This window comes from Claveliimonas bilis (assembly GCF_020892095.1).
Lineage (GTDB): Bacteria > Bacillota > Clostridia > Lachnospirales > Lachnospiraceae > Claveliimonas > Claveliimonas bilis.
Window position 1 is genome coordinate 2,255,985 of record NZ_AP024845.1, and the last position, 22,559, is coordinate 2,278,543.

Genomic DNA, 22,559 nt, shown 5'->3' on the forward strand with positions numbered 1-22,559 from the left:
TCCTCCTACTCGATTGGGAGAAAATTTCAGGAGGAAACATGAAGGACTATCAGTATTTTTTGTTTGATCTGGACGGAACGGTGACAGACCCGGGAGAAGGAATTACCAATTCTGTTATGTATGCACTGCAAAAATTCGGAATCCATGAGACAGACAGAAGAAAACTTTACCGTTTTATCGGACCTCCGCTTGCAGATTCCTTCCGGGAGTTTTATGGATTTTCGGCGGACGAGGCGAAAAAAGGGATCAGGTTTTACCGGGAATATTACAGCAAAAAAGGAATATTTGAGAATAAGCTTTATCCGGGAATAGAAGATGTGTTGAAGAGAATGAAGGAAGACGGCAAAACGCTGGTGCTGGCCACCTCAAAACCGGAATTTTTTGCAGGCCGGATTCTGGAATACTTTCACCTGGACAGCTATTTTACGTTTGTTGCCGGGGCTACTATGGATGAAAATCGTGTGAAAAAGGGAGATGTGATCGCCTATGCCCTGGAGCAGTGCAGTATTACAGATAAAAGAAAAGCACTCATGATCGGTGACCGGAAGCATGATATCCAGGGGGCGAAAGAAAACGGCCTTGACAGTATGGGCGTGCTGTACGGATACGGAAGCAGGGAAGAACTGGAGATGGCCGGGGCGGATTACCTTGCGGAAACAGTGGAAGATATTTACGGCAGCGTATAAAAATCCCATCAGATTTAACTTCTGATGGGAAGAGCCGCTCTTACTTTTTCCACTCCTTCGTTAATGATAGCCCCGGTGCGGCTGGCAGACTCCTGGGCTTCCGCTGAAATGCCGGAAATGCCGGTTGAAGTTTCCAGGGCAGCCGGATCGTTGACAGGAAGGATATAAAACTGTGCTCCCACATCATCAAAGCGATAGACCCAGGTAGGAGTGAAAACAGCGTCAGTCAGAGAAATATTGCCTTTTTTATCTCTGTCGATAGAAAGACTGAGAACATATCCATCCTCTGTCTCGCCTGTGGGCATTTCCGCCTGCATATATTCTTTTTGCTGATTGGAAAGAAAGTTGCCGATGGCATAGGCGCATACCATCTGGTGTTCTCCGTTCGTGCTTGTGAGAAGATCTACCGGCTGAATGACATGAGGATGACTGCCGATCAGAACGTCAATCCCCAGATCACATAATTTCTGTGCGATCTCCTCCTGTTGCTGGGACTGCTGTGTCTGGTACTCAGTGCCCCAATGCATATAAGCGATAGTATATTCAGCTCCGTCTTTTTCCATTGCCTCCAAAGAATCCTGAAGTTCTGTATAGAAACTGCCCAGATCATTGTAATCGAAAGAATTGATCAGAGCGGAAGCGCTGTCGGACAAGGGAATGCCGTTAATGGATGGAGTCCCGCCCGCTTCGGTTGTCTCATATACATAACTGATGATGCCGACTTTGATCCCGCCGATATCCTGAATAGTATATCTGTTTTCCTCTTCGGAAGACCGGACACCGCAGGGGATAAGATTTTTCTGCTTTATTACATCCAATGTACGCAGAAAACCTTCTTCTGCTGCATCATATACATGATTGCTGGCAAGATTTACCATGTCGATCCCGCTTGCTGCCAGAGCGTCGGCCAGGGCGTCAGGACCCTGAAACATGGGGTATCCGCTGTAGCCGTTACTTCCATCTACAAGAGAACCTTCAAAGGTGACAGAGGTATAGTCAGCCTCTGACAGGAGATCTTTGCAGTAGGTGAAAATGGATGTGTAATCATAGGTCCCGTCCTGGGAATCCAGATAAACGGGAGATTCCAGAAACGGTTTGTGGAGAATAATGTCTCCGGCGGCTGTATAAGTGATAGAAGCCGGTTTTTTGGAAGTGGAAGGCTCGGCGGATACTTCCACTGCCTTGGGCTTTTCCTTTTCCGGTTTTGCTGCAGTCGGAAAATAGACAGACAGAAGGGCTGAAACAACAATGGCTGCAGCAATACAGGAGAAAACACCGGCATAGAATGCCGAGCTTCCGGCCAGCAGATGTCTGGACTTTCTCCTTTTTTGTTTTTTTCTGTGACGTTTCAATTCCGACATGTTCCCCACCTCTTTTGTATGTTACATAAGTACAACCAATGTGTTTTTGTAAACTGATTTTATTGTAAATCTGAGCAGGACAAAAAGCAAGCGGTATCAGACACTATTATTGTGGCGTATATTGCTGTTTCCGTTGCAGGGGGAGAAAGCGGATGATATACTATGATAAAAGCCCGAAAAATAAAGGGGGATACAGAATGAAGATTAAAATTTGTATTGGAAGTTCCTGTCATTTGCGGGGATCAGAGACTGTAGTAAAAAGGATACAGGAACTGGTAAAAGAACAGGGAATGGATGAACAGATTGAACTGGGAGGATCTTTTTGCATGGGAAAGTGCTCCAGGAAAGTCAGTGTGAAAGTGGATGATGAGATTTACCATATCGGGCCGGAAGAGGTGGATGAGTTCTTTTTTAAGATCATAGGAAAGGAGGAGTGAGAATGCGGGTTATAGATTTTAAGGATGCAAGCTGCAGACATTGCTATAAATGTGTACGTCACTGCGAGGTAAAGGCAATCTCCGTGCAGAATGCCCAGGCTCATATTATGAAAGACCACTGTATCAACTGCGGGCATTGTCTGGAAGTCTGTCCCCAGAATGCGAAGAAATTTGCAAGTGATATGGACCGGGTTGTAGGCTATCTTCGGCAGAATATGAAGGTTATCATTTCTATTGCGCCTTCCTATCTGGGAGTGCTGGACTATGACAAGCCGGGACAGGTTGTATCGGCCCTGAAAAAGCTTGGGTTTTATGAAGTGAGAGAAACGGCGGAAGGAGCGGCCCTGGTAACAAAAGAATATCGCCGGCTCTTAAAAGAGGGAAAGATGACCAACATTATCACAACATGCTGTCCCAGTGTAAACGATCTGATCGAGAAATATTACCCTGAGCTTGTTCCTTTGATGGCGCCGGTGGTATCGCCTATGATCGCCCATGGACGCCTGATCCGGCAGATTTACGGGGATGATGTGAAAGTCGTATTTCTGGGTCCCTGTATTGCCAAAAAAGAGGAAGCGGAAGGTGATGAAAGAGTAAGCGGGGCTATTGACGCTATTCTTACCTTTGAAGAAATTGTAAAGTGGTGGGAAAGGGAAGGAATCAACCTGAAAGAGTGTCCAAGCGAGCCTCTTGGCAACCCGAGTCCGAAAGTAAATCAGCTGTATCCTGTAGGAGGGGGTATTATCAAATCCATTCGGGCAAGTTCCGTGGAGGATAATTACTATAAAGTTTCTGTAGACGGACTTACTGCATGTATGGAACTTTTTGATGAATTGAAAAAGAATGAGATTGAAAACTGCTTTTTTGAGGTGAATGTCTGTGAAGGAGGGTGCATAAAAGGGCCTGCATCCGATAAATGGCAGCGGTCTGTGGTCCGGGCAAAGATGGACGTAGAGGATCAGGCGGTTTACCGGGAGGAAGCAAGTGAGATCGACGGCAGCGGCGTGGACATGGAGAAAATATTTATGGACCGCCGTGTGACAGATATGGAGCCGACAGAAGAGCAGATGGAAGAAGTGCTGCACGCTATGGGAAAATACACCAAAGAAGATGAGCTGAACTGCGGGGCATGCGGTTATCCAAGCTGTCGTGCAAAGGCGAAAGCAGTTTTTCAGAAAAAAGCAGAGATCGGCATGTGTCTGCCCCATGCAGTTGCACAGGCAGAGTCTATGTCCAATATTGTTATGGATGTGACGCCCAGTATGATACTGATCATTGATAAAGAGCTTCGGATCCGGGAATGTAATAAAAAAGCCCAGAAGATGCTGGGGGTATCCAGAGAAGAGGCGCTGGAGCGGTATATTTTTGAATTTATTGAGCCGGAGGATATCGTTCAGGTATTGGATACAAAGGAACAGATCATACGAAAGAAAGTCAGCCTGGATGCGTCGGAAATGATGGTAGTAGAGAGCATTATTTATATTGACCATCTGGAATCCGTTCTTGTGACTTACCAGGATGTGACAAAAGAAGAAAAGGCAAGGGAACAGCATTACCATTTGAAGATGGAGACAGTGGAGATGGCGCAGAAAGTCATTGACAAACAGATGATGGTTGCGCAGGAGATTGCAGGGCTTCTTGGAGAAACAACGGCAGAGACAAAGGTAACGCTGTCAAAGCTTAGGGATTCCATTTTATTTGAAGAGGAAGAATGATATGAGCGTTCGTGTTGATATAGCGTGGAAGAGTCTGAATAAACACCATGAGGAGCTGTGTGGAGATAAGGTTGAGATCCTGAAAACAAAGGATTCAGATATTGTGATCCTGGCAGATGGCATGGGAAGCGGAGTAAAAGCCAATATTCTGGCAACTTTAACGTCTAAAATCCTCGGCACCATGCTTCTGAATGGAGCGGCCATTGATTCCTGTGTGGAGACCATCGCGAGTACGCTGCCGGTCTGTAAAGTGAGAGAAGTTGCCTATGCCACCTTCAGTATTCTGCAGATTTTCCATGATGGAAGTGCGTATCTGGTAGAATTTGACAATCCTTCCTGCGTTTTTATCCGGGATAAAAAAATCGTGGATTATCCATATGAGGAACGGATGATCGAGGACAAGAAGATCAGGGAATATCGGTTTCAGGTACAGTTAAACGACTGCTTTGTGCTGATGAGCGACGGCGTGATCTATGCGGGAGTCGGCGAGCTTTTGAATTTCGGATGGACATGGGAAAGCATGGCTGAATATACACTGAAATGCACGAAAGAGACATTATCCGCATCCCGGCTTGCCGCAATGCTGTCGCAGGCCTGCTTTGAGCTGTATGGCGAGAAGCCGGGAGATGATACGACAGTAGCAGTGACTCGTGTGATCGAACGGAGAATTGTGAATATTTTTACCGGTCCTCCAACCAATAAAGAGGACGATGAACAGGTGATTCATGATTTTATGAAAAACGAAGGGAAAAAAGTTGTCTGCGGAGGTACAAGTGCCAATATTGCTGCCAGAGTCCTGAAAAAGGAGATCATTACATCACTGGATTATGCAGATCCGAGCGTTCCGCCTACAGCGACGATCGAAGGTCTGGATCTGGTGACGGAAGGGGTTCTTACCATTGGTAAAGCATTGGGACTTTTGAAAAGATATGAGCAGGATGATTTTGATGAAGAATTTTTCGATGAACTGGACGGAAAAAGCGGAGCGGCAAAGCTGGCCAAGCTTTTAATCGAAGAATGTACGGATCTTCACCTCTTTGTGGGGAAATCTTTGAATCCGGCACATCAAAGCTCTAATCTTCCTTTTGATCTGAGTGTTCGGATGAATCTTGTGGAACAGCTGAAAGAATGTGCGGAACATTTGGGGAAAAGTGTGACAGTGAAGTATTATTAAGCAAAAAAGGACGGGGTATTTCGCAGTTTTACCCATGGTATTATGCAGTTTGGGACGTAACACTTTTAAAAAGTGTTACGTCCCAAACTGCATATTTCATCATAAAATCCCGGATAGGAAACGTCCACGCACTGGGCGTTTTGTATAATGGTCTCCCCTTCCGCTGCAAGGGCCGCCACTGTAAATGCCATGGCAATCCGGTGATCAAGGAAGCTGTCGATTGCGGCGCCCTTCAATGCTTTTCCGCCGTGGATGATCATGCCGTCATCAGTGGGAATGACATCAGCGCCCATAGCCTGAAGTCCGCGGGTGATGCTGTCGATCCGGTTGCTTTCTTTGACTTTCAGTTCAGCGGCATCGGAGATGACAGTGGTACCTTTGGCGTATGCTGCAAGAACAGCGATAACCGGCAGCTCGTCAATGAGAGTAGGGATATCAGATCCGCCAATGGCTGTGCCGTGAAGAGGAGAGTAGTTTACCAGCAGATCAGCGGTAGGCTCACCGGCAGAAACATGCTGATTGATGCAGGTGATGTCAGCGCCCATTTCCCTGCATATTTTCAGGATGCCGGCCCGGGTGGGATTGATCCCGGTGTTTTTGATAAGAAGCCGGGAGCCGGGGATCAGAAGGGCAGCAGCAATGAAATAGGCTGCTGAGGAAATGTCTCCGGGTACCCGGATATCCTGGGCAAAAAGTTCCCGGCAGGGCTGGATGGAGGCGCACCAGGAACCATTCTCATTTTGATGCGAGGAAACGTCGGCACCAAAGCCGGACAGCATGGATTCCGTATGATTTCGGGAAAGCGCGGGCTCTGTCACCTCTGTGGGGGAGTCTGCATACAGCCCGGCCAGAAGGACGGCAGATTTTACCTGGGCAGATGCAACTTTGGAGTTATACCGGATCCCATGAAGCTTTCCGGGGGAGATGCCAAGGGGCGCACAGCCATTTCCGGAAATGCTTTTAATAGAAGCGCCCATCTGGGACAGAGGCTCGATGATCCGATTCATCGGCCGCCGGTTCAGAGAGTCGTCCCCTGTCAAAATGCAGCTGAAATCCTGTCCTGCCAGAATACCGGAGATCAGCCGGGTAGTTGTTCCGCTGTTTCCCGTATACAAAGGGCCGTCCGGCTGCTTCAATCCATGGAGCCCCTGGCCATGTACAAGAAGTTCCGGTGAAAAAGAATTGTCGGAACGTACGCTGGAAGAGTCTGCATATTCTATACGTATCCCCATTTTCTGAAAACATTCTATTGTAGACAGGCAGTCCGCTCCGGACAGAAATCCCTGTATCCTTGTGGTTCCCTTTGCAATGGCGCCCAGCATAACGGCGCGGTGAGAAATAGATTTATCGCCGGGAATGCGGATAGTTCCGGACAGCGGGTGCATTGCGGGAGAGATCAACTGGTTGTGAGTAGGATTAAACTTACCGTTCATAAACAATATACCTGTATTTCTGCAGAAGTTCCGAAGCCTTTCTTGAGGAAGCGTCATCGTAAAATTCTATGCGCAGAACCCCTTCTTCAAATTCGCGGTTGTGAATGATGCCGATGTTTTTCAGGTTGATGTTATTGGAAGCAAGAATGGTGGCAATTGTTGCAATCCCTCCGGCTTCGTCAATGATATCACAGTAAACGGCAAATACTTTTTTGATGGGTCCTGATGATCCGCCGGGAATCGAATTTCTATAATTCCTTGAACTGTCGAAAAGATGGTAAAGGGCCTGTTCATTCCCTTCGTCTACCGATGCTTTTGCCTCTTCCAGTACAGAAATATACTGTTCCAGAATATGAGAGATATTCTCTTTGTTTTTCAGACAGATATGCTGCCACATGGTAGGCGAGGAGGAGGCAATCCGCGTGATATCTTTAAAACCTCCGGCTGCCAGCTGTTTCATCAGCTCATCCGGCGTATCTGCATCTTTTACCAGGCAGACAAGGGTGGAGGCGATAATGTGGGGAAGGTGGCTGATAGCGGCTGTGATCTGATCATGGAGATGATAGTCCAGCACAACCGGCAGCGCTTTCAGGCTTTCAATAAAATTCTGAAATTCTGAAATCTTCTCTTCAGGGACTTCCTGGGCAGGAGTCAGGATATAGTAGGCATTTTCGATCAACATTGCCTTGGAATTGGTATATCCGCTTTTTTCAGAGCCGGCCATAGGATGTCCGCCAATGAAATACTTCCCCAATTTCAGTTTTTTAATTTCCTGATGGATGCTTGTCTTCACGCTGCCTACATCCGTCAGAATGCATCCCTCTTTCAGATAACAGGCAACCTGCTTAAGATAAGCATTATTATAGGAAACAGGGGCGCATAAGAAAATATAGTCGCATCCCCGGAAACTGTCGTCAATATGAACGGCGGCAACGTCGATCACAGACTCCTGGGTAGCAAGTGCCAGCGTTTCTTTGTTTTTGTCAAATGCGGTAATGGTATATTCCGGATAATACTGCCGGATTGCCCGGGCAATGGAGCCGCCGATCAGCCCAAGTCCGATAAAACCGATTTTTTTGCGTCTTACCTCAGCAGACGATAAAAAGGAGTGTGTAAATTCATTCATAAATTGCTAAAGTCCTCTCTGATAGCTGTAGTCAGATGAAATGATTTTTCATCACAATTAGTTAAATTTTACTATGTCCGCCGGGGCTTGTCAAAGACCAGGTGATATTTAAATCTGACTGAATGGAAAAAAATTTCCTCAAGACAGAATTGTATATTAATACCAGGCAGTATTTTGTAAAATGTGCATGAAATAGTTGTAAAAACAGTTTTTTTTTAGTACAATATACCCATGAGATTTTACAAAACAAGGAGGCAGCCATATGAAGGTTTACAGAACGGACGAAATCAGGAACGTGGTTCTTTTGGGACACGGAGGATGCGGAAAGACAAGCCTTGTTGAGGCAATGGCTTACGTATCGGGAGCCACCAGCCGTATGGGAAAGGTAGCCGACGGCAATACGATCAGTGATTTTGATAAAGAGGAACAGAAGCGGGGATTTTCTATCAGCACAACACTGGTACCCATCGAGTGGGAAAAAGCAAAGATCAATATTCTGGATACGCCGGGATATTTCGACTTTGTCGGAGAAGTGGAGGAAGCGGTCAGTGCAGCTGACGCCGCAGTTATTGTTGTTTCCGGAAAAGCAGGTGTAGAGGTAGGAACGGAGAAGGCCTGGGCACTCTGCGATAAATACAATCTGCCCCGCATGGTTTATGTGACAGAGATGGATGTGGATGATGCCAGCTTCCGTGAAGTGGTACAGCAGCTGACAGACCGGTATGGAAAGGTGATCGCGCCTCATTTTCAGCCGATCCGCGAAAATGAAAAGTTAGTAGGCTATGTAAATGTTATCAAGAATGCAGGAAGACGTTATACAGGCATCGGCCAGAGAGAAGAGTGCGAGATTCCGGATTACTGTAAACCAAACCTGGAAATCTACAGGGAAAAGCTTCTTGAAGCAGTAGCAGAGACAAGTGAAGAATTTATGGAACGGTATTTTGCCGGAGAAGAATTTTCAATAGAAGAAATCAGGGCGGCAATGCGTACTGAGGTTATGGACGGCGATATTGTTCCGGTGGCAATGGGATCCAATATTCAGGCACAGGGAGTTGCCAACCTCCTTTCTGATATTGTTCGTTTCTTCCCAAGCCCGGACTGCAGAAAATGTGCGGGACTCAACAAAACAACAAATGAGATCTTTGAAGCAGACTACAATTTTTCCGCAGCAAAGAGCGCGTATGTATTTAAAACAATGGTGGATCCGTTTATCGGTAAATATTCCTTCGTTAAAGTATGCTCCGGCGTTCTGAAGGGAGATGATGTTCTCTACAATACTACTTCAGAGACAGAGGAAAAACTTGGAAAAATCTATACAATGTGCGGAAACAAGCCGGTTGAGGTAAGCGAGATGTTTGCCGGAGACATCGGCGCCATCGCAAAGCTTTCCAGCACAAAGACCGGGGATACACTGTCCGCGAAATCCAGTCAGATCGTATACGGAAAGACAGATTATTCCAAACCATATACATATATGAAGTATGTAGTGAAAAATAAAGGCGACGAGGACAAAGTATCACAGGCGCTGCAGAAAATGATGGCAGAGGATGTTACGCTTCGCGCAGTCAATGACAGCGAAAACCGCCAGAGCCTGATCTATGGTATGGGAGATCAGCACCTGGAGGTAGTTGCAAGCAAGCTCCTTGCAAGGTATAAATGCGAGATCACTCTGGAGACGCCGAAGGTTGCTTTCCGGGAAACTATCCGTAAAAAATCCGATGTTGATACAAAGTATAAGAAACAGTCCGGAGGACACGGACAGTATGGACATGTTAAAATGCGTTTTGAGCCGTCCGGCGATCTGGAGACTCCTTATGTATTTGAAGAAGAAGTAGTTGGAGGCGCTGTTCCGAAGAACTATTTCCCGGCAGTAGAGAAGGGACTGCAGGAATCTGTCCTGAAAGGACCTCTGGCAGGATATCCTGTTGTAGGCGTGAAGGCAGTTCTCTATGACGGATCTTACCATCCTGTAGATTCTTCAGAAATGGCGTTCAAGACAGCAACGATCCAGGCATTTAAGAAAGGTTTCATGGAGGCAGGCCCCGTTCTGCTTGAGCCGATCGCTTCTGTGAAGGTCACAGTCCCGGATGAGTATACCGGAGATATTATGGGTGATCTGAATAAGAGAAGAGGCCGTGTGCTTGGTATGAACCCGGTAAGCGGCGGTTATCAGGTAGTTGAAGCAGATGTGCCGATGACAGGTCTGTTCGGATATTGTACAAATCTTCGTTCCATGACAGGCGGACGCGGTACGTATGAGTATGAATTTGCCCGCTATGAGCAGGCCCCGTCTGATGTACAGGAAGCAGAGATTGCAAAGAGAGCTGCAGAAGAGGCATAAGATAACCTAAAACAAAGTGATTTAAGAGATATTTCAGGGAGGAAATTCCTTTCCTGGAATGTCTCTTTTTTCTATTGCAGTATAATACTAAAAGTGCTATAATCCACTTGCCATAATATCAGGGCAAGAAAAAACCTATAGAAAAACTACATAAAAAAGAGGGAAAAACGGTGAAGATAGTTATCATTGGAGATGGAAAGGTAGGACATAAACTGACTGCCCAGCTTTCCGAAGAGGATTATGATATCGTGTTGATCGACCAGAATGAAGGAAGACTGAAGGAAGCGCTGAATCGCATGGATATATTCTGTATTACAGGAGACGGCGCAAACGCTGAAGTTCAGAAGGAAGCGGACGTTCCGCATGCCGATCTGGTCATTGCCTGTGCATCTACAGACGAGTTGAATATGTTAAGCTGTCTCCTTGCCAAGCGTTTGGGGGCAAAGCATACGATTGCCAGAGTAAGGAATCCCATCTATTATAAACAGATCGGGCTGCTCAAAGAAGATCTGCATCTTAGTATGGCTGTAAATCCGGAACTTGCAGTTTCCCATGAGATTGCAAGAGTACTTCTTTTTCCGGATACCAGCAAGGTGGAAACTTTTGTAAAAGGCCGGGTGGAGCTGGTGGAATTTCCCATTCGTGCTGAGAGCCGCCTGAAAGATCTTTCATTGGCAGAGATTTACCGGAGATATCAGATCAAGATACTGGTATGTGCAGTAAAGCGTGGAAATGATGTATTTATTCCGGATGGAGAAACAGTGTTAAGAGAAGGGGATAAGATCCATATGGCTGCTACCCATAAGGAGCTGGAGTCATTTTTCAATGCCCTGGGAAAGAGAAGCGGAAAAGTAAAAAATGTGCTGATCTGCGGAGGCGGCAGCGTAAGCTATTATCTGGCAAGCCAGCTCGGATCAGACAGAATGAATGTAAAGATCATCGAGAAGGATTATAATAAATGTGAAAAGCTCTGTGAAATGCTGCCGGACGCAACGATCATCCATGGAGATGCTACAAATCACGACCTTTTGATCGAAGAGGGGATTGAGCATGCTGATGCCCTTGTGGCTCTGACAGGAATGGATGAAGAAAATATTATCATGGCGCTGTTTGCGAAAACAAAAAATGTGCCGAAGATCGTTGCTAAGGTTAATGAGGATTCCAGGGCACAGATGGTGGAAGGACTGGGGATTGACAGTATTGTGTCGGCAAAGAGTGCAACTGCCGATGTGATTCTAAGCTATGTGAGGGCAAGGCGTAAATCCTTAAAAAGTGCCAACGTGGAAGCTCTGTACCGACTGGTAAACGGTAAAGTTGAAGCATTGGAATTTATTATCCGGAAGGAATGTGAATACACCAACATCCCTCTAAAAGATCTGAAGACAAAGAAAAACTATCTTATTGCCTGCATCGGGAGAAAGGGAAAAATCCGGATTCCCAACGGAGAAGATCATATCGAAGTCGGTGACAGCGTTGTAATCGTAACAACAGAGCGGGGAGTCAATGACCTGAAGGATATGCTGGAGAAATAGAGGGAAACAAAAAATGAACAGGAAGATGATTTTACATATTCTCGGTAAAATGATGGGAGTGGAAGGGCTTCTCCTTCTGATCCCGGCGCTTGTAGGATTGATCTATCAGGAAAAATGTGCGGTTTATTTTGTTATTACGGCCGCGGTGCTGGCAGTTATTTTCCTGCTGACAGGAAGGAAGAAACCGGAAAATACGATGCTTTACGGAAAAGACGGTCTGCTGATCGTTTCATCAGCCTGGATCTTGTGGTCGCTTTTTGGAGCACTTCCGTTTTTCCTTTCCGGATCGATCCCGAATTATATGGATGCATTTTTTGAAACCGTATCCGGATTTACCACGACAGGATCTACGATTCTGAAGAACGTGGAAGTGCTTCCGCAGTGTATGACTTTCTGGAGAAGTCTGACACACTGGGTAGGCGGAATGGGTGTGCTCGTTTTTGTTATGGTGCTGACGAACCTGGACAAGCAAAGCTCCATTCATCTGATGCGCGCGGAAGTACCAGGGCCAGAGAAAGATAAACTGGTTCCAAAATCACGGACAACAGCGCAGATTCTTTACGGAATGTATTTTATTTTGACGGCGATCCAGGTTGTTCTTCTGCTTTTGGGAGGAATGAATCTTTTTGATTCTCTGATCCATGCATTTGGGACAGCGGGGACAGGCGGATTTTCCAATTATGCAGACAGTGTGGGGCATTTCGACAGCGCCTATCTGGATGGAGTGATCAGTGTATTTATGATTCTGTTCGGGATAAACTTTAACCTGTACTTTTTCCTGGCGGTCCGTGAATTTAAACTGGTATTTAAAAATGAAGAATTAAGGGCGTATCTGCTCATCATATCAGGTGCGGTCGTAATGATAATGATCAATATTTATCCGATATACGGGTCTGTGGCCGAAGCATTCCGCTATTCGGCATTTCAGGTAGCATCGATCATTACCACTACCGGATACGCTACAGCAGATTATATGCTGTGGCCGGAGTTTTCCAGGTGTGTGCTTGTAGCACTGATGATCATTGGAGCCTGTGCGTCTTCCACAGGAGGCGGAATCAAAGTATCAAGACTTTTGATCTCCCTGAAAAGTATTTATAAAGAAATCAAACAGATGCTGCACCCGAAATCAGTAAATGTAGTAAAGCTGAATAAAAAGAAGCTGGGCGAGGATACAATAAGAAATGTCTATGTATATCTGCTTGCCTATATTACCCTTGCGATCGTATCAGTTTTGATTGTTTCACTGGATAATTTTGATTTTGAAACGACAGTCGGTTCGGTGATCACAGCGCTGGGTAATGTCGGCCCCGGCCTTGGTATGACAGGGCCGGTGGGAAGTTTTGCAGACTATTCACTTCTGGCAAAATTTGTGTTTTGTTTAGATATGTTGGCCGGAAGGCTTGAAATCTTCCCGTTTTTAATGTTATTCTCTTATGTATGGAGAAAAAAATTTTAAGACTCCATAAAAAGGAGGAATTATGAAAACAAGCAGAAAAGTATTGCTGGGGATGATTGTCCTGATCCTTGCAGGAATCTACTATTATGTAGCGCTCCCGGCAATTAATATCCACTCGTCGGACGTCTGGTTTTTTGTGCTGTTCCTTCTTGCTGTACTTGCAGTTGCCTATGCAGTAAGAAAACGGTTGGGAAGAACAGAACTGAAGCAGTCCAGAGTCATGAAAATTTTCGGGATTTTGATCCTGATTATCGGAGTGGTTTATCTGGCAGGGACGCTCCTGTCCTCACCTATTATTAATGCGAAAAAATATCAAAGTCTTTTAAAGGTAGAGGAACGTGAATTTACCAAAGACATCGAAGAAGTTTCTTTTGACAAAATACCGCTTCTTGATAAGGATTCCGCTGAAATTCTCGGCGACAGAAAAATGGGAAGCATGGTGGACATGGTATCACAGTTTGAGGCAGATAATATCTACAGTCAGATCAACTACCAGGACAGACCGGTGAGAGTATCTCCTCTGAAATATGCAAGTCCCATTAAGTGGCTGACAAATCAGTCGGAAGGAATACCGGCCTATATCATGATCGATATGACGAATCAAAATACAGAGCTGGTTAAATTGGAGGAAGGTATCAAATATTCCACAAGCGAATACTTTAACAGGAATATATACCGTCATTTGCGGTTTGCTCATCCGACCTATATTTACGGGGAACTGAGCTTTGAAATTGATGATGAAGGAGTTCCATATTGGATCGCTCCGGTGAAAAAATTTAATATTGGATTATTTGGAGGAGAAACAGTAGGAAAGGTCGTACTCTGTAATGCAATTACAGGGGAAACGACAACCTATGATGTGGAAGATGCGCCACAGTGGATTGACCGTGCCTATTCCGCAGATCTTCTGGTGGAACTGTTCAATTATTACGGTACGTTGAAGCATGGATTCTTCAATAGTATTTTAGGACAGAGAGATTGTCTGCGGGCTACAGAAGGATATAATTATCTGGCTCTGGATGATGATGTGTGGATGTATACCGGCGTGACCTCAGTAAATGGCGATCAGTCCAATGTAGGATTTGTTCTGGCGAACCAGAGGACAATGGAAACAAGGTACTATGAAGTGGAAGGTGCGACAGAGGCAGCGGCCATGGCGTCTGCCGAAGGACAGGTGCAGAACCTGAAATACACGGCCACTTTTCCGATGCTGCTTAATGTGGCAGATGAACCGACATATTTTATCGCACTGAAAGATGATGCCGGACTGGTAAAAAAATATGCCCTTGTCAATATTCAGAAATATCAGATCGTGGCAGTGGGAGACAGTGTAAATGAATGTGAGGAAAGCTACAGAAATCTCCTTGTGAAAAATGGAATTACAAAAGAAGAAGAGGATACCCGGCAGGAAAAGAGCATAAGCGGCAAGATTACGAAAATTGCTCAAGGTGTCGTGGATGGAAATTCTCACTACTATATTATGCTTGACAGTTCAGACCAGATTTTTGATGTATCGGTAGTGGATCATATCGACATCATTCGATATGAAGAAGGACAGACAATTACAATGGAGTATAAAGAAGATACTCCTGCCAATACGGTAACGGCTATCCGTTAGACGGGCGAGGAAAAGATGGGATGAGAGAACAATGGAATTAAGTATACTGCTGGCGGAGCAGATCGCAGCGCTCTTTTTGATGGGGCTGGTAGGCTATCTGGCCGTGAAATCCGGAAAATTCAGAGAATATGAAAGCCGGATCATTTCAAATCTGGTAGTGTATATCTGTTCTCCTTGTGTGATCATTGATGCATTTCAGATCGATTTTACTGCAGATAAGGTCAAGGGGCTCCTTCTGGCCGGAGGGGCTTCGGTACTGGTGCATATTATTTTGATCGGTGGAGGGAAGCTTCTATCGAAACCGTTCCATTTGAATGGGATTGAGAAAGCTTCAGTGGAATACAGTAACTCCGGAAATCTGATCGTTCCCCTGGTGGGAGCAGTACTTGGAGCAGAGTGGGTATTTTACACAACTGCATTTATGATCGTACAGACGATACTTATCTGGACCCATGGGCAGTCAGTGATCTGTCAGGGGCTGGAGATGAATTACAGGAAAATATTACTGAATGCGAATATCATCGCGATTATTACAGGACTGTTTTTGTTCCTTACGAAAATACGTCTGCCTGTGATCGTAAATGAGTGTATCAGTGGATTTGGAGATATGATAGGACCTGCAAGCATGATGGTTGTGGGAATGATCATTGGAAATGTAGATCTGAAATGGGTGTTTTGCCAGAAAAGGCCATATTTTATCTGCTTTTTACGCCTGATCTTTTTCCCGATGATCATTATACTGATTTTTGCATGCAGCGGAATCCGAAGTCTCCATCCGGATGCTGAATATATCCTGATGATCGTTATACTGGCAGCCAGCGCTCCGGCAGCGGTCATGGTGACGCAGCTTGCACAGATACATGACAGGGATGCCGTGTATGCCAGTGTAATAAATGTTATGTCTGTAATTTTCTGTATTGTTACTATGCCTTTGATGCTGCTCTTTTATGAAGAGCTTATCTAAAAGGCAAAAAAAATAAAAACAATCATACAAAGGATGGAAAAAATTATGGGAATCACAGAGGTTTTGCAGTTGCTAGGGGGACTTGCACTTTTCCTGTACGGTATGCAGATGATGAGTACCGGTCTGGAGACATCGGCAGGAAACAAAATGAAGACGATCCTGGAAAAACTTACTTCTAACCGGATCAAAGGTGTTATTGCAGGTGCCATCATTACCGCGGTTATCCAGTCGTCTTCAGCGACTACGGTCATGGTCGTGGGATTTGTAAATTCAGGACTTATGACTCTTAGACAGGCTGTATGGGTAATTATGGGAGCCAATATCGGTACAACCATTACCGGACAGCTGATCGCTCTTGATGTAGGGGCGCTGGCGCCGTTTTTCGCATTTGTCGGCGTAGCGTGCATCATGTTTGTGAAAAAAGAAAAAGTAAGACATATCAGTGAAGTGGTCGCCGGATTCGGTGTGCTCTTCATCGGTATGGATATGATGGGAGCCGCAATGGTTCCGCTCCAGAGCTCGGAAGTGTTCATTAACTTTATGACAACCTTCCAGAATCCGCTTGCAGGAATTGCAATGGGTGCGATCTTCACCGCGATCATCCAGTCCTCTTCCGCGTCAGTAGGTATTCTGCAGGCGCTTGCTACAGCTGGACTTGTGCCTCTTTCCAGTGCGGTGTATATTCTGTTTGGACAGAATATAGGAACCTGTATTACGGCAGTTCTGGCGTCTATCGGAACAAAGACGAACGCGAAGAGAACCACGATCATCCATTTGATGTTCAATATTTTCGGATCTGTGCTTTTTACGATCATTACGATGGTGACTCCATTTACTGATCTGATGGCGCAGACAGCGCCGGGTAATCCGGCTGCACAGATCGCCAATGTGCATACAACATTTAATATTATTACAACGCTGCTTCTTCTGCCATTCGGAACTTATATGGCGAAGCTGGCAGAGAAAATCCTTCCGGAGAGCGAAAAAGAGAAGGACGAAGTCAAACGTCTCAAATACATTGTTCCCTTTGAGACCAATTATCAGGTGGGACATGCAGCAATCGTACAGACACAGGTTGAGAAGGAAGTTGACCGTATGACAGGTATGGTCCGTAAAAATGTAGAGGAGAGTTTTGATGCCCTCTTAAACAATGATGTTGAGAAGCGGGAAGAGATTGATGAGAGGGAAGAATACATTGACTACCTCAATGTGGAGATATCCCGTTATATTGTCCATGTAATGTCTACAGAGGCCGGCAGTCAGGATTTGGTAAATATCAACGGCTATTATACTGTAGTGGGCAATCTGGAAAGAATTGGCGATCATGCGATGAATATTGCGGGATATGCATCTAATCTGAAAAAGTGGAAACAGACTTTCTCCGAGGAAGCGCTTTCCGAAGTGCGGGCGATGCGTGACATGTGTCTGAAAACGATCGATACACTGGAAGGATTTACGCGGGGAGAGAAGGAAAAGATTCTGGAGCGCACAGCACAGAATGAGCAGAGGATTGACGATATGAGGGATGAATACCGCGACAAGCAGGTAAACCGCATGCAGAAAGGAACCTGCCAGGCAGATACAGGTATTATCTATTCCGAAATCCTTACAGATTTTGAGCGAATCGGAGATCATGCGCTGAATATTGCACAGAAATATAGTGAGATAGCATAGAAGGAAAACTTCTTTTTACAGATCGGGGACAGAGTATTTTGCAAATACTCTGTCCCCAACGTTATTTTACGGTCTAAAAAAGGTCCTGTGTCAATCATTTTCATTTGCACAGAACCTTTTTGTTTTCCCCAACTTTTTAATTTAATACCTTACAGGTCTCTGAAAGATTGATTCCTGTGAGATCATCCTTTCCGGCGCTGATGCTGACGTAAAAATCAATGTCGCATTGTGCGGAAATCTTTTCCAGACGTTCTACGAATTTTGGCATGTCCTCTGATTTGATGTGGTCGCGTTTCAAAATTCCATCGATAAAGATACACTCTACATCGTGATTAGCACTGTACATTCCGTACAGGAAACCGATATATTCATCAATATTTGTGATCGCATCATAGTCGTCCATACATACAACCCGAATATCAAATGCTACGCTGCTTGTATCACGATGACTGTTTTTGATAAAAACTACATTCCCGCTGCATGCCTTTGCCTGTTGATTTGCAAGATCGATCATCTGCTGTGTCTTACCGCTGCCTTTCGGCCCTGTCAATAAATTTACCATGGGAAACACTCCTTTTTTATGTATTTGACATACGTATTTTCTTAACATTTATTATACATGAATTTAATGAGAGAAACAATACTTAATTCCAGAAGTCTGTCTTGTCTTTCAGGGCAATATCTGCAGCTTTGAAGACCGGATTTTTGCCGGCTTTTTTCTGTTTGATATAATCCTGCAGACAATGTACGGCAGGTCCGCCCAGCAGGATGATGACAGGCAGGTTGATCAGTGCCAGAAAGCCCATGATTACGTCTGCTGTACTCCATGCTACGCTAAATTCCATTAAGGATCCGCCAAATACTACAACTGCTGCAAACAGACGGAAAGCGGTCAGAAGTTTTTTGCCCGGTTTTTTATCACAGAGATAACCAAGGCCCATTTCTGCATAAAAGTAATTTCCGATCAGAGTTGTAAAGGCAAAAAGGAACAGGGCTACCGTGATGAAAACAGTACCGAAGGATCCAAGAGATTCTGCGGCAGCAGCCTGTACCCAGGGCATACCTTTGAGTTCATCACTGGGAGCTACCCCGGAGCAAAGAAGCATAAATGCCGTTGCGGAGCAGATCAGGATTGTGTCAATGAATACGGAAAGCATCTGGACAAGTCCCTGTTTTACAGGGTGGGATACAGATGCGCTTGCAGCGGCGTTAGGAGCGGAACCGACACCGGCTTCGTTGGAGAAAAGACCTCTTTTGATACCCTGCATGATGCAGGAACCTGTAAAGCCTCCAAAGATAGCTTTTAAGTCAAAAGCATTGGAGAAAATATCTGCAAACATCTGAGGGATCAGATTAAAATGTGTCACAACGATAAACAGCGCTACAGCAAGATAAAAAATTCCCATAAAAGGAACAAGGAATCCGGTAATTTTGGAAATCTGTGTACTTCCGCCAAATACACACAGACAGAAAATAACCGCAAGGATACCTCCAACTACCATCGGAGTCGTGGATTCATTGAAAAAGCTGTAAGTACGGAAGGAATCAGTGATGTTGAAAGATGCTACAAGATTGAAACCAACCATGTAGGTCATGATCAAAAAGACAGCAAACAAGGCCCCCAGCCATCGTTTTTTCAGAACTGCCTGGATATAGTAGGCAGGCCCGCCATAGCAGGTTCCGTCTTGAGCTTTTCTTTTGTAGATCTGTGCCAGAGTACTCTCAATAAACGCAGAGGCACTGCCGAGAAGAGCAGTTACCCACATCCAGAAGACAGCTCCGGCGCCGCCAAGGCATATGGCCGTAGAAATACCGGCAATGTTTCCCGTTCCTACTCTGGAAGCGGTGGATACCATCAGAGCCTGAAAAGAAGAAAGACCGTTTTCGTCATTTTTGGGTTCCATTACGACGCGGATAGACTCACCCAGCATGCGAAATTGTACGAAACGTGTCTTGAAAGTAAAGTAGATCCCTGTACCAAGAAGCAGGACAATCAGAATGTAGCTGTACAAAAGATCGCTCAAAGTGTTGATGATTTGTGCAAACATGTTCAAACCTCTCTTTCCTGTTGTGTTGGATTCTATAATCGGTCATTTTGGCAGGAAATATGCGCTTCCTCTAAAATGGCCATGCTTATATATCATAATAGAAAGAAGCGGGGTTTGTCCAGCAAAACCGGGAAATTTTCTTGTTACTATTCACAGCCACCCCACCTACATGCGCACTCGTCGCGCTTACGCGCTTCAGTTCCGCCTCCTTACGGGGCTAAGACTGCTTATGTGGGTGGGGTGACTGCTTCACAGTCCTGTTTCAGAGCTGACAGCAGATGTTTTTGTGCAAGCGCAGCTCATCTGCTGTCAGCTCTGAAACGACTGTGAATAGTAACATTTTCTTACATATTATTAAAGATAATTGCCGGGGAAAACTTGACAGGAAAAACTCGTATGGTAAAATTAAAAGATAGTGTATACTCTTGGCTGTATATGCATTTATCAAGGAAGAGTATTTACGCGTATGCATGATTTAGGAGGAATGAATAATGGCTGTACCTTATAATCATAAGGCGATTGAGAAAAAATGGCGGGAAAACTGGGAGAAAAATCCAGTTAACGTCAAAGTAGATAAGACTGGCAAAGAGCGCGAGAAATATTACTGCCTGGATATGTTTCCGTATCCATCAGGAAATGGCCTCCACGTAGGACACTGGAGAGGATATGTTATTTCTGATGTGTGGAGCAGATACAAATTATTGCAGGGATATTATATTATTCATCCCATGGGATGGGATGCGTTCGGACTTCCGGCAGAAAACTATGCGATCAAGATGGGAGTACATCCGGCAAAATCTACTGCAGAAAACGTAAAGCACATCAAAGAGCAGATCAACCAGATCGCAGCGTTGTATGACTGGGATATGGAAGTCAATACAACGGACCCGGAATTTTATAAATGGACACAGTGGATCTTTGTGAAAATGTTCAAAGAGGGTCTGGCATATGAAAAAGAATTTCCGATCAACTGGTGTCCGTCCTGTAAGACAGGTCTTGCAAATGAAGAGGTTGTAAACGGAAAATGTGAAAGATGCGGTACGGAAGTGACGAAGAAAAACCTCCGTCAGTGGATGCTGAAGATCACCGCTTATGCAGAGCGTCTTTTAAATGATCTGGACAAGCTTGACTGGCCGGAGAAAGTGAAAAAGATGCAGTCTGACTGGATCGGTAAATCCTACGGAGCGGAAGTGGATTTCCCGGTAGAAGGACGGGACGATAAGATCACAGTCTACACCACAAGACCGGATACGCTGTACGGCGCTACTTTCATGGTACTTGCTCCGGAACATAAGCTGGCGGCAGAGCTCGCTACACCGGAATATAAAGAGGCGGTTGACCAGTATATTTATGAGGCATCCATGAAGTCAAACGTGGATCGTCTGCAGGATAAGGAGAAGACAGGCGTTTTTACAGGAAGTTATGCCATCAACCCGCTGAACGGAGAGAAGACGCCGATCTGGCTGTCCGATTATGTACTGGCGGATTATGGTACAGGAGCGATCATGTGCGTACCTGCCCATGATGACCGTGACTTTGAATTTGCTACCAAATTCGGAATCCCGATCGTTCAGGTTATTTCCAAAGACGGCAAAGAAATAGAAAATATGACAGAGGCGTATACCGAGGCATCAGGAATCATGATCAATTCCGGCGAGTGGAACGGAATGGAATCTTCTGTGCTGAAAAAGGAAGGCCCGCATATTATAGAGAAAAAGGGAATCGGACGAGCTACGGTAAATTACAAGCTGCGTGACTGGGTATTTTCCCGTCAGCGTTACTGGGGAGAACCGATCCCGATCGTACACTGTCCGGACTGCGGCGCTGTGCCGGTACCGGAAGAGGAGCTGCCGCTTCGTCTGCCGGATGTGGAGTCCTATGAGCCTACAGGTACAGGAGAGTCACCGCTTGCAGGTATCGAGGAATGGGTAAACTGTAAGTGTCCGGTATGCGGAAAACCAGCTAAGAGAGAGACAAATACCATGCCGCAGTGGGCAGGATCTTCCTGGTATTTCCTGCGCTATGTGGATAATCACAACAGCGAGGAGCTTGTATCAAGGGAGAAGGCAGATGCGCTGCTTCCGGTAGATATGTATATCGGCGGAGTAGAGCATGCGGTGCTCCATCTGCTCTATTCCAGATTTTACACAAAATTCCTGTGTGATATCGGAGTGATCGATTTTGACGAGCCGTTTACAAAGCTGTTCAATCAGGGAATGATCACCGGAAAGAATGGTATCAAGATGAGCAAATCCAAAGGAAATGTCGTATCTCCGGATGATCTGGTAAGAGATTACGGATGCGATTCTCTCAGAATGTATGAGTTGTTTGTAGGTCCGCCGGAACTGGATGCCGAGTGGGATGACAGAGGAATCGACGGAGTATACCGTTTCCTGAAGAAAGTATGGAACCTCCTTCAGGACAGCAAGGAGAAAGAGATCGAGGCGTCAAAGGATATGGTAAAAGAACGTCATAAACTGATTTATGATGTTACAACCCGTCTGGAGAGCTTCAGCCTCAACACAGTTATTTCTGCATTTATGGAACATACAAACAAGCTGACAGAGATCGCCAAGAAGGCCGGCGGCGTAGACAAAGAAACATTGGAAACCCTGGCTGTGCTCCTTGCTCCGTTTGCGCCTCATATGGCAGAGGAAATGTGGGAAGAACTGGGACATGAAGAGACTGTATTCCATGCAGGATGGCCGTCCTACGATAAAGAAGCCATGAAGGACGATGAGATTGAGATCGCTGTCCAGATCAATGGAAAAACAAGAGCAGTCGTATCGCTTCCAGCAGAGGTTTCCAAAGAAGAAGCCCTGGAGAAAGGAAAAGAAGCTGTCAAAGATAAACTGACCGGAACCATTGTAAAGGAAATCTATGTGCCGGGAAGAATTATAAATATTGTACAGAAGTAAGCTGTGCGGATAAAAGAAGAGGCAGGACTCCTTATGCTTGCATAAAAGGAGGCCTGTCTCTTATTATAGGTTGTGA

General features: G+C 45.4%; 16 protein-coding genes. 11 read left to right on the forward strand and 5 right to left on the reverse strand.

Annotated elements, in window-relative coordinates; genetic code table 11:
* Positions 1 to 38: 38 nt before the first annotated feature.
* Positions 39 to 686, forward strand: a complete 648-nt coding sequence (locus EUBC25_RS10995; protein WP_230105527.1) for an HAD family hydrolase — start codon at positions 39 to 41, stop codon at positions 684 to 686.
* A gap of 14 nt (positions 687 to 700) precedes the next feature.
* Here the strand turns inward: EUBC25_RS10995 and EUBC25_RS11000 are convergent, their stop codons facing one another.
* Positions 701 to 2,047: a CapA family protein gene (locus EUBC25_RS11000; protein ID WP_230105528.1), complete on the reverse strand. Its 1,347-nt coding sequence runs from the start codon at positions 2,045 to 2,047 to the stop codon at positions 701 to 703.
* A gap of 197 nt (positions 2,048 to 2,244) precedes the next feature.
* Here EUBC25_RS11000 and EUBC25_RS11005 point away from each other — a divergent pair, with 197 nt between their 5' ends.
* Genes EUBC25_RS11005 through EUBC25_RS11015 form a run of 3 tightly spaced genes read left to right on the forward strand, consistent with a single transcriptional unit; the run spans position 2,245 to position 5,373 of the window.
* Positions 2,245 to 2,484, forward strand: a complete 240-nt coding sequence (locus EUBC25_RS11005) for a (2Fe-2S) ferredoxin domain-containing protein (protein WP_230105529.1) — start codon at positions 2,245 to 2,247, stop codon at positions 2,482 to 2,484.
* Positions 2,485 to 2,486: 2 nt separating this feature from the next.
* The gene (locus tag EUBC25_RS11010; protein ID WP_230105530.1) at positions 2,487 to 4,199 is read left to right on the forward strand and encodes a [Fe-Fe] hydrogenase large subunit C-terminal domain-containing protein; all 1,713 of its coding nucleotides are present in this window, start codon (positions 2,487 to 2,489) and stop codon (positions 4,197 to 4,199) included.
* Position 4,200: 1 nt separating this feature from the next.
* Positions 4,201 to 5,373: a SpoIIE family protein phosphatase gene (locus EUBC25_RS11015; RefSeq protein ID WP_230105531.1), complete on the forward strand. Its 1,173-nt coding sequence runs from the start codon at positions 4,201 to 4,203 to the stop codon at positions 5,371 to 5,373.
* A gap of 65 nt (positions 5,374 to 5,438) precedes the next feature.
* Here EUBC25_RS11015 and aroA read toward each other — a convergent pair whose 3' ends face one another.
* On the reverse strand, positions 5,439 to 6,806 hold the full coding sequence (gene aroA / locus EUBC25_RS11020) for a 3-phosphoshikimate 1-carboxyvinyltransferase (protein WP_230105532.1): 1,368 nt from the start codon (positions 6,804 to 6,806) through the stop codon (positions 5,439 to 5,441).
* On the reverse strand, positions 6,796 to 7,932 hold the full coding sequence (locus EUBC25_RS11025; RefSeq protein ID WP_230105533.1) for a prephenate dehydrogenase: 1,137 nt from the start codon (positions 7,930 to 7,932) through the stop codon (positions 6,796 to 6,798). The genes aroA and EUBC25_RS11025 overlap by 11 nt, the downstream gene beginning before the upstream one ends.
* Before the next feature lie 262 nt (positions 7,933 to 8,194).
* On the opposite strand from EUBC25_RS11025, the gene EUBC25_RS11030 reads away from it, so the two are divergent.
* The 6 genes from EUBC25_RS11030 to EUBC25_RS11055 all read left to right on the forward strand — a co-directional run bounded on the left by EUBC25_RS11030 (position 8,195) and on the right by EUBC25_RS11055 (position 17,517).
* Positions 8,195 to 10,273, forward strand: coding sequence for an elongation factor G (locus EUBC25_RS11030; protein WP_230105534.1), 2,079 nt, complete (start codon positions 8,195 to 8,197; stop codon positions 10,271 to 10,273).
* 170 nt (positions 10,274 to 10,443) lie between these two features.
* Entirely contained in the window at positions 10,444 to 11,805 is a 1,362-nt protein-coding gene (trkA, locus tag EUBC25_RS11035; RefSeq protein ID WP_230105535.1) for a Trk system potassium transporter TrkA, read from the forward strand.
* Between the two features lie 13 nt (positions 11,806 to 11,818).
* Positions 11,819 to 13,261 carry a TrkH family potassium uptake protein gene (locus tag EUBC25_RS11040; protein ID WP_230105536.1) on the forward strand — a complete coding sequence of 481 codons (1,443 nt, stop codon included), beginning with the start codon at positions 11,819 to 11,821 and terminating at the stop codon, positions 13,259 to 13,261.
* 22 nt (positions 13,262 to 13,283) lie between these two features.
* A complete protein-coding gene (locus EUBC25_RS11045; protein WP_230105537.1) occupies positions 13,284 to 14,879 on the forward strand; it encodes a CvpA family protein in 1,596 nt (531 codons plus the stop codon).
* A 31-nt stretch (positions 14,880 to 14,910) separates the two neighbouring features.
* Positions 14,911 to 15,843 carry an AEC family transporter gene (locus EUBC25_RS11050; protein WP_230105538.1) on the forward strand — a complete coding sequence of 311 codons (933 nt, stop codon included), beginning with the start codon at positions 14,911 to 14,913 and terminating at the stop codon, positions 15,841 to 15,843.
* A gap of 45 nt (positions 15,844 to 15,888) precedes the next feature.
* Positions 15,889 to 17,517, forward strand: coding sequence for a Na/Pi cotransporter family protein (locus tag EUBC25_RS11055; protein WP_230105539.1), 1,629 nt, complete (start codon positions 15,889 to 15,891; stop codon positions 17,515 to 17,517).
* A gap of 136 nt (positions 17,518 to 17,653) precedes the next feature.
* Here EUBC25_RS11055 and EUBC25_RS11060 read toward each other — a convergent pair whose 3' ends face one another.
* Complete coding sequence (locus tag EUBC25_RS11060; RefSeq protein WP_230105540.1) at positions 17,654 to 18,079, reverse strand: AAA family ATPase; 426 nt, start codon at positions 18,077 to 18,079, stop codon at positions 17,654 to 17,656.
* Positions 18,080 to 18,161: 82 nt separating this feature from the next.
* Complete coding sequence (locus EUBC25_RS11065) at positions 18,162 to 19,565, reverse strand: alanine/glycine:cation symporter family protein (RefSeq protein ID WP_230105541.1); 1,404 nt, start codon at positions 19,563 to 19,565, stop codon at positions 18,162 to 18,164.
* 491 nt (positions 19,566 to 20,056) lie between these two features.
* On the opposite strand from EUBC25_RS11065, the gene leuS reads away from it, so the two are divergent.
* A complete protein-coding gene (gene leuS, locus EUBC25_RS11070; protein WP_230105542.1) occupies positions 20,057 to 22,483 on the forward strand; it encodes a leucine--tRNA ligase in 2,427 nt (808 codons plus the stop codon).
* Positions 22,484 to 22,559: the final 76 nt, after the last annotated feature.

Coding starts and splice junctions, on each gene's coding strand:
- leuS (WP_230105542.1), top strand. CDS start 20,057: ATGGCTGTACCTTATAATCATAAGGCGATTGAGAAAAAATGGCGGGAA.
- EUBC25_RS11050 (WP_230105538.1), top strand. CDS start 14,911: ATGGAATTAAGTATACTGCTGGCGGAGCAGATCGCAGCGCTCTTTTTG.
- EUBC25_RS11065 (WP_230105541.1), bottom strand. CDS start 19,565: ATGTTTGCACAAATCATCAACACTTTGAGCGATCTTTTGTACAGCTAC.
- EUBC25_RS11010 (WP_230105530.1), top strand. CDS start 2,487: ATGCGGGTTATAGATTTTAAGGATGCAAGCTGCAGACATTGCTATAAA.
- EUBC25_RS11045 (WP_230105537.1), top strand. CDS start 13,284: ATGAAAACAAGCAGAAAAGTATTGCTGGGGATGATTGTCCTGATCCTT.
- EUBC25_RS11005 (WP_230105529.1), top strand. CDS start 2,245: ATGAAGATTAAAATTTGTATTGGAAGTTCCTGTCATTTGCGGGGATCA.
- EUBC25_RS11040 (WP_230105536.1), top strand. CDS start 11,819: ATGAACAGGAAGATGATTTTACATATTCTCGGTAAAATGATGGGAGTG.
- EUBC25_RS11025 (WP_230105533.1), bottom strand. CDS start 7,932: ATGAATGAATTTACACACTCCTTTTTATCGTCTGCTGAGGTAAGACGC.
- aroA (WP_230105532.1), bottom strand. CDS start 6,806: ATGAACGGTAAGTTTAATCCTACTCACAACCAGTTGATCTCTCCCGCA.
- EUBC25_RS11000 (WP_230105528.1), bottom strand. CDS start 2,047: ATGTCGGAATTGAAACGTCACAGAAAAAAACAAAAAAGGAGAAAGTCC.
- EUBC25_RS11055 (WP_230105539.1), top strand. CDS start 15,889: ATGGGAATCACAGAGGTTTTGCAGTTGCTAGGGGGACTTGCACTTTTC.
- EUBC25_RS10995 (WP_230105527.1), top strand. CDS start 39: ATGAAGGACTATCAGTATTTTTTGTTTGATCTGGACGGAACGGTGACA.
- EUBC25_RS11030 (WP_230105534.1), top strand. CDS start 8,195: ATGAAGGTTTACAGAACGGACGAAATCAGGAACGTGGTTCTTTTGGGA.
- EUBC25_RS11060 (WP_230105540.1), bottom strand. CDS start 18,079: ATGGTAAATTTATTGACAGGGCCGAAAGGCAGCGGTAAGACACAGCAG.
- EUBC25_RS11015 (WP_230105531.1), top strand. CDS start 4,201: ATGAGCGTTCGTGTTGATATAGCGTGGAAGAGTCTGAATAAACACCAT.